11 protein-coding genes are annotated in these 13183 nt (G+C 37.9%); 2 read left to right on the forward strand and 9 right to left on the reverse strand.

Annotation, left to right across the window (positions count from 1 at the left end; genetic code table 11):
• Nucleotides 1-16 precede the first annotated feature (16 nt).
• From C7Y47_RS01365 to C7Y47_RS01390, 5 genes are all read right to left on the reverse strand, one after another.
• Nucleotides 17-583, reverse strand: a complete 567-nt coding sequence (locus tag C7Y47_RS01365; protein WP_142507126.1) for a hypothetical protein — start codon at nucleotides 581-583, stop codon at nucleotides 17-19.
• A gap of 61 nt (nucleotides 584-644) precedes the next feature.
• Nucleotides 645-1934, reverse strand: coding sequence for a DUF1963 domain-containing protein (locus C7Y47_RS01370; protein WP_142507127.1), 1290 nt, complete (start codon nucleotides 1932-1934; stop codon nucleotides 645-647).
• Nucleotides 1935-2047: 113 nt separating this feature from the next.
• On the reverse strand, nucleotides 2048-3103 hold the full coding sequence (locus C7Y47_RS01375; protein WP_142507128.1) for an ankyrin repeat domain-containing protein: 1056 nt from the start codon (nucleotides 3101-3103) through the stop codon (nucleotides 2048-2050).
• A gap of 460 nt (nucleotides 3104-3563) precedes the next feature.
• Nucleotides 3564-4130: a hypothetical protein gene (locus C7Y47_RS01385; protein ID WP_142507129.1), complete on the reverse strand. Its 567-nt coding sequence runs from the start codon at nucleotides 4128-4130 to the stop codon at nucleotides 3564-3566.
• Nucleotides 4131-4377: 247 nt separating this feature from the next.
• Complete coding sequence (locus C7Y47_RS01390; RefSeq protein WP_142507130.1) at nucleotides 4378-4629, reverse strand: alpha/beta fold hydrolase; 252 nt, start codon at nucleotides 4627-4629, stop codon at nucleotides 4378-4380.
• A gap of 473 nt (nucleotides 4630-5102) precedes the next feature.
• Between C7Y47_RS01390 and C7Y47_RS01395 the strand changes: the two genes are divergently transcribed.
• Nucleotides 5103-7196 carry a hypothetical protein gene (locus C7Y47_RS01395; RefSeq protein WP_142507131.1) on the forward strand — a complete coding sequence of 698 codons (2094 nt, stop codon included), beginning with the start codon at nucleotides 5103-5105 and terminating at the stop codon, nucleotides 7194-7196.
• Nucleotides 7197-7315: 119 nt separating this feature from the next.
• On the opposite strand, the gene C7Y47_RS01400 is transcribed toward C7Y47_RS01395, so the two are convergent.
• Nucleotides 7316-8551: a DNA polymerase IV gene (locus C7Y47_RS01400; protein ID WP_142507132.1), complete on the reverse strand. Its 1236-nt coding sequence runs from the start codon at nucleotides 8549-8551 to the stop codon at nucleotides 7316-7318.
• Between the two features lie 147 nt (nucleotides 8552-8698).
• Complete coding sequence (locus C7Y47_RS01405; RefSeq protein ID WP_142507133.1) at nucleotides 8699-10096, reverse strand: PLP-dependent aminotransferase family protein; 1398 nt, start codon at nucleotides 10094-10096, stop codon at nucleotides 8699-8701.
• A gap of 133 nt (nucleotides 10097-10229) precedes the next feature.
• Here C7Y47_RS01405 and C7Y47_RS01410 point away from each other — a divergent pair, with 133 nt between their 5' ends.
• Nucleotides 10230-11396 carry a PLP-dependent aminotransferase family protein gene (locus tag C7Y47_RS01410; RefSeq protein ID WP_132356607.1) on the forward strand — a complete coding sequence of 389 codons (1167 nt, stop codon included), beginning with the start codon at nucleotides 10230-10232 and terminating at the stop codon, nucleotides 11394-11396.
• A gap of 183 nt (nucleotides 11397-11579) precedes the next feature.
• On the opposite strand, the gene C7Y47_RS25385 is transcribed toward C7Y47_RS01410, so the two are convergent.
• Nucleotides 11580-11702, reverse strand: coding sequence for a hypothetical protein (locus C7Y47_RS25385; protein ID WP_255504965.1), 123 nt, complete (start codon nucleotides 11700-11702; stop codon nucleotides 11580-11582).
• Between the two features lie 433 nt (nucleotides 11703-12135).
• A complete protein-coding gene (bioB, locus tag C7Y47_RS01415) occupies nucleotides 12136-13128 on the reverse strand; it encodes a biotin synthase BioB (protein WP_142507134.1) in 993 nt (330 codons plus the stop codon).
• Nucleotides 13129-13183: the final 55 nt, after the last annotated feature.

Genomic DNA, 13183 nt, shown 5'->3' on the forward strand with positions numbered 1-13183 from the left:
TCTTTACACATCCTTTTTAGTAAGTGGAACTTTCAATCGTAAAATTTGAATTGAAATCAAATTCCACTGACTCCTTCCTTTCTGCCTTTCGCAAAACAAACTCAAATGTAGGTTCATAATATAAATCTTGCAAAGTTTCTCCACCTAATATCTCTATGCTGTACCAGCCGTTTTCAACTTCAATCATTGGTCTATTATATTGTCGATAATCATTAAGTAAAGCATGAACGCTTTCGTTAGTGAATTGTTCTAATATTCGCCAAGTAAACAGCATAAGTATGTTGTTTTCAACTTTAAGCGAATAGCCGTCACGTTTGAATTGTAAACGGCTATCTGTTTTTAACAATTCTGGAGCATCATCAGAAAGATTAAATATGATGGTATAGGGAAAGTTCTCAATCCCTACCATCGGAAGTATGATACCATCAAGCACAACATTATCGCCGCTCTCATTTGTTGTAAATTCCATTGCTAAATTATCTGAATGATTGTTGGACAGTTTCCATCTTTCCAATAGTAAAATATCTCCCAGAATAAAATAGTTTATAAGATCATTCAGCACTTCGGTAAATTTGTATTTCACGTTAAACGCCTCTTTTCCTCCTTTTATCTCGAAGCCAAGTTCCTTAAAGTGTGAACGTTATTCAGCTTTGCTGATATACTGTTGCCGTAATCTTGTCTTTTAGACATACAAACATATAAAAAATACCTTCAGCATATTCATCGAAATCAGCATAATCGATTTGCCCTATATACCGCATTCTTCGTTCACAACATGGACAAAGCGGATACTCCGGATCCTGGACCCAGCTTGGATGGCCGCCAATCTGCGAATTTAATTGTGACATGGTCCAAACTGCAGCATAATACGGTGATTGTGGCTCATGTGATAGGACTAAACTAAGTGGGATTTCAGTACTGCTGTTTACGTCATCAATATCCGGAAGATAAGCGGGTTCCTGATTATAGCGGCTCCATACAGGCACGCCATGATTGTCCAGCTCTATGTATATCGTGCTAAAGCCCCCACATAAATCACAGGTTATCACCTGCAGATTCTCCATCTGTAAGTCGAGATATTGCAAGGAAGGATGAGAGGTAGCTACGTCCATCAACTTTGTTAACTTCCTATTGCACCATGGGCATGTTGAATGGCTTATCTCAAGAAAACGGGCATGATGTACTTCATTTAAATCGTTATTCTGTTGTTCTACTTGCCTAATTGGATAACATAAATGATTAATTAGATCACGCTTCTCTCCGTCTGGGGTTAGCTCCCATCCTCCATCGAGAGCGTATGTTTCAGGAGTTACATACAACTGCTCCGCCCATTTTGGCGGCTGCATTTGCCATTCCCGAAACTGCTCTATGACCAGGGCATTCCCCATCCATCCGAGCACAAGGAGAAGCTGATTTCGGTTATCCTCATCCCATTTCACCCGCTCCAAAAGCTGCTCTTGAATTTCTTGTGGTGCATCTTTAAAAACAATCGGGTTATGAAACAAGCCGCGCTCTATAAGCTCAGGCAAAGCATTCGAGATATTATCATTCCGATAGCATACTAGAGATAATAAAATGTCTTGTGCTTCACTTTCATTGTTAATAGCGAGTAATTCCATCGCATATTCCAGCATACCGCCTGCTTCATTATCTGATAACGAAATGTACAACTGCTCCATGCTCAAAGGATAAGGAGTGTATTGGATAAGCGGACCTTGCCTTCTTGGTGCATGCATCACCTTGAGAATATCTAAATAATCTGTTAGTCCTTCAAAGAGATTCACTGTTTTGCGGTGCTGCTCAATATAAGCTTGTTGTTTTTTTCGTTCTTGCTCCTGATGGCAAGGCATGCAGATGCCTCCTGTTTTGACTGCTGTACTCGGCAAAATTGTTGCGTTGCAGTCTTCCGTCTTGCATGGTATGCGTTCCGCCATGTTTGATTAACCCCCTTTATTTCATCCCTCTTCTTAGCTGATGTGTGCTTAGAAAAAAGTATGTATAGTGCATTTAAAAGTTTATTGTATATGCTGATTAAGTCGTACATAAGTTATCGCTTATAGTCGGGCTGTTCCAAAGTAATAGGATTAGGATTGATGAGTACCCAATGCACTGCCAGTTCGCATAGTCTCGCAGGCTCTTTACTACCATTGCCGTTGTGAAGTTCTTTCGCTAATCTTTCAGCCTCTAGAAGTGCATCTGGATGTAATGGCGTACCCAAGCTAAAGTAATGGCCTAAACTGTTAATCATGTTACGATATTGATTATCCCAGTTGATACTGCCGTTATTTAAAATTTCGTATGATATTTTACCTGTAATACGGATAACCTCACCCTGTACGGTTTTCGCATGTCCTTGTGAAGGAATTAATAAATTCCAAAGTTCATCGTGTTGCGCCTGCCATCCCTTTGTTGATACTGCTATCGGAGAGGTACCATCGTGAGTCTTTCGTTTCCCTACTGGAGGAACATCAAATAGCTCATATAGACGTAAAAGTGCCTCATCTGTTTGATTCAAATATTCTTTATTAAAGCCTTCTCTGTGAAACTCAAAGTCATTGCCAATTCGCTTAATAGAGTCTTTCATTTTCTGCGTTTCAGTTGCTCCAGCGTTAAGCAAAATATCAGCAACTTTCGCCATATTGACGATATCTATGTTTCTACACATTGCCAAAGCTTTTTCTAAGGGCGTCTGTTTCAACTTATTTTCTGCGCTGATATTTGCCCCTTTGGCAATCAACGTGTTTACCGCATTTGGCTTGAATGAAGCTGCGGCGGCAAATAAAGGTGTCTCGTTTTGATAATCAATGGCCTCTATATCTGCACCCAACTCAAGCAGTAATTCAGTATTACCGCACCAACTTATTGCATGTTTATGTAGAGCCGTTCTTCCGTAACTGTCACTAGCATTTATATCAGCACCCTGTTCCACAAGCCAGCGGACCAATTCATTCGGTATATTGAAAAAGCTCAAAGCTGTTGATTTACTGTAACCGCCACGGGCATCTAATTCGCATTGCATAAATACCTCTTTTAATGCCGAGATATCGCCTACTTCAATTAGTTCATCGAAATTTTTCGGTAAGGTTTTTTTCTTCTTCCCCATCTGTACTACTCTCCTTAGGTCAGATTTTTGAAATTAGCACATTACTACATTTTACCACTTATTCATTTGTTGTAGTATTCCATTCTCCATTAATATGGTGCTATACGAAGGAATGGCTTCCAAGCTATACGATCAAACCTCAAATAAAGTTATGGTTAGATGAGTATTTACTGAATAGTTCCTTGACTATTCGGTACTATCCGTTTAGCTAAACACTCGTATCATCACTCCCATTGCTTCAATTTGAATAGGACAAGCCTGTTTGAGAAAATTAATCGATGGACTAATTGATAACCTTCCCTTCTGGTAACGTACCATCCTTAATCCACTCTTCTACAAAACGATTAAAGAACTCAGGATTCGCTAATGAGACACCGTGGCCGATGTTCGATAGCACAACACCTTAGACGAACACAACTATATGCTATTTTTTCTGGCTCAAAATTTATCCTTCATTATTTTAAGTGTTCCTTGTGAGATTGAGCTTTGGCATATAAGTACCTCCACCTGCTACCATTTCTTTTGTTTCAACATCATAAATTGCATATCTACCTCTGAATTCTTTTTCTGTGTCTATAAAGGAATAAAAGAAATAAACTTGCCTATCAGGGCTAACAGTCTGATGGTAGTTAATATCTATATCAGGGTAGGGACGAAGAATATTTCCATCAATAGTTATATAATTTAATCTTTCTACCTCATTAAACAATAACTTTTTTCTAATATTTACAGATGCATCAGGTATTTCTTTAAAAAGAGCAGTATCCAAATCTCTTTGCTGTTGCTGTTGCTTGGGCTTCTGCTTATATCTTTGATAAAACTCCTGATGTATAGGATACTTTAGGTCTCTTAATGCCTGGTAAAATGCATCTACAGTTTCATCAAAAACTTTTTCCTTATTTGCAGGATATAAATATTCAATTTTATCTGAAGATGTAGTTTGTGAATAAACAGGATTTCCTAATAACAGGGAAAGACTGCACGAGAATATAAACATATACAAACTAATTAAGAATGGATTTTTCATTTAGGTTACTCCTTTTTAAAAGTAAAGTACCCTAAATGTTCTTTAACTATCCTGCATTGTTAGTTGAAGAATATATAATTTAACATCTCACTCAAACTACACTTCCGCCTACCAAATATTCCAAATCATATCTTTAAACACAAAAAAAGTTGAACTAATACAAAAATTAGTTCAGCTTAAAAATAACTTGTTATAATGTTGCACATTATATTAAGTGTATCAGTATAACTCTTGACTTTTAATAAAACTATGACACATTTATTTTTTGCTTTTTCTTTAATGATAGAAGGGTTTTGGCACTATCTTCAATTGAAAAATCAGAGTTATTTTTAGCCCCGTTATCTATTAATTCTGGTACAACGCAATGATAATCGGAAAAGTATTGGACTTGTTTATCCCACATCCACCCTCCAACACCACCCCCATGAATCAACAGTATAAGCGGCTTATGTATATCTCCGTACTCTTTAAAATGCATTACCACACCTTCTTTCTTCATTCTTGTATTCCCTGGGAAATAAACAAATTATTCTTACATATTTTGAATCATCACCAAAAGCTGTGGATAACTTTTGTTAAAGTGTATGCCTTGTATATAAGTTGATTGGAGTGGAGACTGGGCGACTCCTCGGGGATCAGCGTCACAGATGAGACCATGGAGCGAGCAACGCGAGTGAAGCGGCTCATCGGACGCCCCCAGGAAGCTTTGCTCTGTGTGAAAGCGTAGTGTTAACGTAGCGGCAGCAACAAAGCGCCCAGTCGGAACGGAAATCAACCACTCGTTATGGTTATGAGAGCTATACTTTTACACATTGTATTTATTTTACCAATTTGTAGTGTTTATGTGTCATATTTATAGTTTCTACTGCATATATAATACTCGAAACACATTTTCCATTTTTTTACGTAGCATTGTGGCTCTTGGGATTGAGGAAGAAAGACAAAAAAATAATAAACATGGAGGTAATACAGATGGATCAAAACAAAACGAACGAACTAAAAGTAAAAGCCATTACCCCTTCCAGTTTAGGAGAATTTCCCCTCGCACCAATTAGTGGCTTATATGTATGGAGTGAGCAGCAAATCCGTGAGGAACTTCGCATCGATGTCGACGGATTCTACCCACAAATGGTAGCAAGTGGCACTATTATTTCAAACCAGTCTTCTACTATTCATTGGATTGCTAAGTTAACAGCGAATGGTCCAGATACTTGGACAGGCAATATTCGAAATAAATATTTAGACGACAACCAATCATTTCCTTATACAAATGTGAAAATACAAGTAACACGCGGTTCATTACCTGAACAGCATTCTGCAGAAGTCGCATTTCTAATCGGAGGGGAGATAGACAGAACTAGCACTTTCCAGTTTCAATCTCCTTACTTCCACCCTGTGGAATTTGAATTTGATGCTGAAGAAGATACAACGCCAGTTACTACCTATCAAACTCACGCTCATCCAGACAAGCCTGCATCTTTGCCGGATGAAACTTTGTCAATTTCAGAAGTTTTCAAACGCACGGGGTTTGATGTAAAAATATCAGACGGTAATAATATTGTTTCCAAAGACTATGCAGGGACTGATAAAAAGTGGAACACTCAAGAGATGCATGATGCCATGCAAGTATATTGGTCACACTTTGATAATAAGCCCCAATGGTCCATGTGGACATTCTTTGCAAATTCAGAAGCTGAAGAAGGCCATGGTCTGGGCGGGATTATGTTTGATAGCTTAGGTCCGAATCAACGCCAAGGGACTGCCATTTTTAATAATTCATTTATTGCCGATCCACCTAAAGGTGATCCCGCTCCTGAAGCTTTTGTACAGCGCTATCGTTTTTGGTGTGCTTGCCATGAGATGGGACATGCATTTAATCTGCTGCACTCTTGGCAAAAACACCTAGGTTATCCTTGGGAACCTTTGGAGAGACCTCTTACCCCAGAACCAAAGGCTCTAAGCTTTATGAATTATCCTTACAATTTTGATAGTAAAACTGGTGGCAAAGAGTTCTTTAAAAACTTTGAGTATCGTTTTAGTGACCAAGAACTGTTGTTTATGCGGCACGCACCTGAGCGCTTTGTACAAATGGGTAATGCTGACTGGGCTGTAGATCATGGTTTTGAGCAACCAAACATTTCTACTCACCCTTCTTTTAATCTTGAATTGAGGGTTAACCGTAAATCACCTATATTCCAATGGTTAGAACCTACAGTTATTGAAATCAAACTAACGAATACTTCGAATCAACCTCAATCAATCAATAAACATATATTGTCCGATTTATACGGAATGACTGTAATGGTTAAAAAAGATGGAAAACAAGGACGGCGATTACTACCTCATGCTCAATATTTGTGGAACAAAGAGAACAAGGTAATAATGCCTGGTGAATCACTATACGAAACGATTTTCGCGTCTGTAGGGAAAAATGGCTGGTTAATTGATGACCCAGGATTTTATAGCATTCAAGTAGCTATGCAAATAAACGGCCATAACATCGTATCAAATAACTTAAGACTTCGAGTTTTACCACCTACAGGCTACGATCAAGAATTCCTTGCTCAAGACTATTTCTCTGAAGAAGTAGGACGCGTTCTTGCCTTCGATGGCAGTCGTTACCTTGACAAAGGAAACGATATCCTTCGTGAAATAACGGAAAAACTTCCTGACCATGCTGTTGCTCTTCACGCTCATATCGCTCTTGCTAAACCATTGGCGTTTGATTATCAATTCCTTGACTTCGCAGGAGACTCAGATACAAAAGGTAAAATCAAACTAATACCTGCCCAACCAGATGAGGCACGTAAACAGTTTACTTCTGCGTTAACTAAACATAACCAAATTGCTGCTAAGACACTTTCTAATATTGATTATCATGAATATATGGGAACATACAGTGAATTTCTAAGTAACCAAGAAGAAAACAAGGAAGCGGCAGAGGTACAAAATGTCCTTTATCAAACGCTAGCTGAACAGAATGTGCTAAATAGTGTATTACAAAACATCAAAAATCGTCGCGAAGACTATGAACAAAAGGAAAATGAAATTTCTACGAACATATAATATTCCCACTTAAATAAGCTACTTTGATTCTGAATACAAATAGAAAACCGTCTTTTCAAAAAAAGGTTAAAATCGAAATGACGGTTTTCTGTTTGATCCTTAAAGTTTGTTCATTTATTCTACTTATGTTCATCCCAAAAGTCTTTACTAAAACTCGTATTTGCTTGATATTTCCCTACTGGTTTGGCAATATCTGAACCCCGCAAAATTGTTCCTTTTCCAAACTTTTGCTCGATTTGATCAACCAGTTTAATGATGGGTTCATCTTTTACATGCTCTTCAAAGTTAAATAACGTTAGCTGTTGTGTCGTTTCTTTAATATCACTAACATTCGATACGGTAACACCTAGTAATCGTACAGGTTCCTCATCCCAATGCTTATTAAATAAATACCAGGCATGCTCAACGATATCCTCTTTTGCATGAATCGCGTTATTGATGGACTTACTTCGTGTACAAGTTTCCCAATCAGCTGAACGGATCATGATACTTACTGTAACGCCAGCAAGCTTCTTGGCCCTTAATCTGTCCGCTACCTTTTCAGAAAGTGTTGCGATTACTTTATATAGTTCATCTCTATCTGTCGTATCATGAGAAAGTGTTGTTGAATTCCCTACACTTTTCGTATCATATATAGCTTCTGGATCAACAGGCCTATCATCTTCACCATTTGCCTTTTGCTTCATCCGTAAACCATTAATGCCGAAGTTTTGCTTTAATACATATTCATCAGCTATAGCTAATTCTCCAATTGTTCGAATTCCTATATTCCCCAATTTCTCGGCTGTACTTTTGCCAACCCCATGCATCTCAATGACATTCATCGGCCACAATATTGTCGGAACATCACGCTTTCGGAGTATTGTAATACCCATTGGCTTTTTCATATCACTTGCCATTTTCGCCAAAAATTTATTCGGTGCAATACCAATTGAACAAGGGAGTTGCAATTCGTTCCAGATTCTATTTTGCATATTTTTTACGTGTTGCAGTACATTTTGGTCTTCTACTATCGGAAGTTGCAAATATCCTTCATCGATCGAAACTGGTTGGAGAATGTCGCTATACTCTTTCAACAAATTAAAAAATGATTTGGACGCAGCTCTATACCGTTCGAAATTAGGAGGAAGTATTATTAACTCTGGGCACTTTCGCCGCGCCTCTCCGACATTCATAGTTGTATAAACACCACTTGCTCTTGCTTCGTAACTACACGTAATAATAATACCTCTACGCTCTTTAGGATTACCTGCGATGGCTACGGGTTTTCCTTTTAATGAGGGATCATATATTTGTTCAACAGAGGCATAAAAGCAATTAAGGTCGATATGTAAAATGATTCTTCCTTTATTCATGTTCTATCTCCTCATTTACTTTGGCTTACCTTTTAGACTAGGGTCATGCTCCTACTCATTGACACATAAAAACTATTCATTTACGTCCTTTATGCGCTATTGTATGACAATTTTCTTTCCATACTTTTATTATAAGCTTTCCTTACATTAATCAACAAATGTATAGTCACCATCACTTTCAAGTAATTCCCTCAAAATGATGAGTGCTTGTTCAAGCTGATTTTCAGGTGCAGTGATGGCCAAACGAACTGCATTAACTAGCTTCGCATTTCCTACGGCAAAACGTTCGGCAGCATACACTTGCACACCAGCTTTTGCTGCTAGTAATTCAAACTGAACGCTGGTGAATTTTTCGGGGAGTATAAGCCATCTGAAAATACATTCTTCTTCTCCTAAAATGTTATATTCCCCTAAATATTGATCGACAAGGGCATTTTGTTGCTTGGCATACAACCGGTGCTTCTCTAAAATTGTCTGTGCAACGCCATCGTGAATCATCCTTGCTGTAAGCTCCACCATCATGAGAGACACTGAAATATTTATATTATACAGTGTTTCCATTATTTTTTTTCGTAGCGCTGGCGGTGTAACGATATAGGATAGTCGTAAGCCAGGTGAGATGGTTTTTGATACACTAGCAATATAAATAACCTTTTCAGGAGCATAGGACGCTATTGGTGCAAGCGGCTTCTCCTTAAGAAAACTATAAATCGCATCCTCAATGACGATTAAGCCTTTCCGCCTCGCAACCTCCGCAATCATTTTTCTTGTCTCCATTGACATTGTATGGGTAGTTGGATTATGAAAATCAGGAATAACATAAAGACCTTTTATATGCTCATTTTTACAAGCGTATAATAACCCCTCCCTTGTCATTTCACCGTTTCTTTGTTGGATTGCCACTAATTGAATACCAAGCATATTTGCAGCTGTTTTTATACCTGCATATGTAATGGGATCTGTACCAATTCGATCTCCTGGCTGAAACAACGCAGCTAACGTGCCAACAATGGCATTTTGTCCCCCCGCTCCAAGCAATACAGGTTGATCTGTTTGAAAATTGACCTTTTCCAAAAGCTTCATTGCCGCTTCCGTTTGCCACACATTTCCTTCCGGTCGTCCGTACTGAAATAATTTACTAAAATGAGGATCATTCATCATCTTTTTCATATAACGTGTAATATCCTCATTCGCATGATTTTCTGGCAATACAGGGCCCATTTCAATCATCTGAGAAGATTTATTTGTTGGTAATAACATTTTGTTTGTCGCTGAATCAGATGAAACGAATGTACCATTTCCGATAGAAGCATAAATAAGCCCCTTCTGGCCACAAAGTTTAAAAGCCCTCGTGATCGTGCTTAAATTAACATCTAAAAAATCAGCTAACTCACGTTGAGGAGGTAGTTTGGTGCCTGGCGATAATTTTCCATCCTTTATATCTTGTTCCAGCCGTTCAGCTATTGCTATATATAATGGAGCCGAACTTTTACTAATGTCCGGTTTCCAACTCATTGGATATTCTTCAAACGAATTAACTGGCATATTCTAAGCTAAGCTCCTTCTCTCTCAATTTTTGCATACAATATTTCATTGTCTTGCATACAATGATAATATTGTATGCATATGATGGCAATGATATAATTTTTAAAAAATCAGAAAAAAGGAATGAAAAATTATGCAATTTTCAGAAAAGATTTTAAATACCCCGTCCTCATTCATCCGAAATATTTTGAAAGTAACTGAATCTGAGGATGTCATTTCTTTTGCAGGGGGGCTTCCAAACCCAATCTCTTTCCCAATTGAAGCGTTAAAGGCATCTGCGAACCATGCCATTACGGAAAATGGTAGTCGTCTATTCCAATACTCTTCTACGCAAGGGTATGCGCCTTTACGTGAGTACATTGCTGCAAAATATCAACGTGTGCACGGACTAGATATCCATGCTGACGATGTATTTATTACAACTGGATCACAGCAGGCTCTTGAATTAATTGGGAAAGTACTTATTAACAAAGGTGATGGTATCGTCATCGAGGAGCCCGGTTACTTAGGTGCCATTCAAGCCTTCACATTAAGTGAGCCAACTTTCTATGGTGTAACACTCGAAAATGATGGATTAAACTTAGAAGAGTTAGAGAATGCACTACAACAGCCAAATGTAAAATTCGTATATACAGTTCCAAATTTCCAAAACCCAACAGGCCTTACGTATTCTAAAGAAAAACGTCAGCAAATTTGCGAAATCATGGCAAAATATAAGGATGTAGCGTTAATTGAGGATGATCCATATGGAGAATTACGCTTCCAAGGTGAGCCACTACCGTACATTGGTGCTGGTAAATTAGAAAATAGTATTTTGCTAGGTTCTTTCTCTAAAACGGTCACACCAGGAATGCGTCTTGGCTTTATCATTACAAAAAATAAAGAATTACTGCAGCATATCGAAACAGCGAAGCAAGCAACTGACCTGCACACAAATATTTTCGCTCAATATGTCATTTATGATTATCTAGCAAACAATGACTATATGGAACACGTTCAGAAAATTATAGCGTTATATAAAAATCAAGCAGATGCTATGCTAAATGCAATGGAAGAGTTTTTCCCAGCACATGTGGACTACACACGACCAGACGGTGGAATGTTCATTTGGGCTACAATGAACAATGGAACTTCGTCAGTAGATGTCTTCCATAAAGCGATGGAGCAAAAGGTAGCCTTCGTACCTGGCGATCCATTCTATACATCAAAAACTGATGTTAATACAATGCGCCTAAACTATACGAATGCAACACCTGAAGTCATCCGAGAAGGTATTAAACGCTTAGGTAGCATTTTATAAAGGCATTTAAAAGTTATTGATAAGAGATGGTGTGAAATTTTCACACCATCTTTGCTTATTTCTCATCATATTAACTTCTTCCCCAACAGATTGAATAGTGTTATAAGAACATCTATGCAACGTAAGAAGCAACCCGCTTCGTGCGCTATAGCGTCGAAAAGGGTTGCTTACTTTCATGTAAAATTATTTTGTATACGTTAAAACTGCATGTTTCTTAAATTTCGCTAAAGCCTTTGTCGCCTCATCTTTGTTTGTATACTCAAAAATCCGAACGTCCTTTTTATCAAAAACTGTAATAACCCACATGCTAAATTCTCCCCTCTAATTCGTTTTTGTAATATAACAACCACTTAAAACTGTGATACTTTTTTCAAACTGTTTTATAACAATCCCTTACTTAATTCTTATTTTACGCCGATTTTTTCAAAAATAAAGTATTATGTGAAGCCCTTCACAAACTGTTCAATTTCAAAACGCTTTCATTGAACAATTTGTGAAAATCAGATTTTTTAAGGCATAAAAACAGTTCTTTTCGTTTTAGGATCCGTAACTTTTTATCTCTTAGTTGCCATCGGGTTTTCAGCGAATGTTAGCACTTTTCTTGGTACCTGAGCATTTCTACGATTTTATCCGTCCAAAAAAAAAAGCCGTATGTACGCCTTTTCCACGACGCACATACGACTTTCCAATTCGATGATAATTAAGTAGTAGTAGTAGATTTTATTCCATAAGTTTTTATTTAGCAAATTGCTGCTTGCTTTTCCGTTAATTCAATTTCAAAGCCTAAATCCTCAAGCATACGATAATCACTGTTTGCTTCTTGTCCTTCAGTTGTTAAATAATCCCCAACAAAGATACTGTTTGCTGCATATAAGCCTAGTGGCTGAAGTGACCCAAGATTGACTTCACGACCACCAGAAATACGAATTTCCTTTGTTGGATTCATATAACGGAACAACGCTAATACCTTTAAACAATAGCGTGGATTTAATTCCTTCGTCCCTTCTAGTTTCGTGCCATCAATCGCATTTAAGAAGTTAACCGGAATGGAATCCGCGTCTAATTGATGAAGTGCACGCGCAATATTCACGACATCCTCCTTTGTTTCCTTCATACCGATAATGGCACCTGAGCAAGGTGATATTCCATGCTTTTTTGCAATTTCAACCGTATTAACACGATCTTCATACGTATGAGACGTAGTAATATAGGAATGATGTCGTTCAGATGTATTTAAGTTATGATTGTAACGATCCACCCCTGCCTCTTTTAATTGCTGTGCCTGTTCTTCTTTTAATAAGCCAAGACAGGCACATACTTTTAAGCCATACTTCTCTTTAATTTCTGTAACAGCTTCACTTACAACATTGACATCCTTTCGGGTTGGCCCACGACCACTTGCCACGATGCAATAAGTGCCAATTTTATTGTCAAATGCTCGTTTTGCCCCTGCCAAAATTTCCTCTTTCGTAATGAATGGATATTTTTCAATCGGTGCAGTTGATTTAGATGACTGTGAACAATAGCCACAATCCTCTGGACAATAACCGCTCTTAGCATTCATAATCATATTTAATTTTACTTTTTTCCCATAGTAGTGCTTACGAATAGCAAAGGCACCGTCCATTACCTTTAAAAGCTCATCATCTTCACTATTTAAAATGGCAAGAGCCTCCACATCGCTAATGATTTTCCCTGCAATAACTTCCTCTGCTAACTGTAACCAATTCATTTAACATTCTCCCTCTCTACTTGTATAATTGCATGAAATCTTCCTGAGGCTATAT

Origin of the sequence: Lysinibacillus sphaericus (genome assembly GCF_006864135.1) — a bacterium.
Classification (GTDB): Bacteria; Bacillota; Bacilli; order Bacillales_A; family Planococcaceae; genus Lysinibacillus.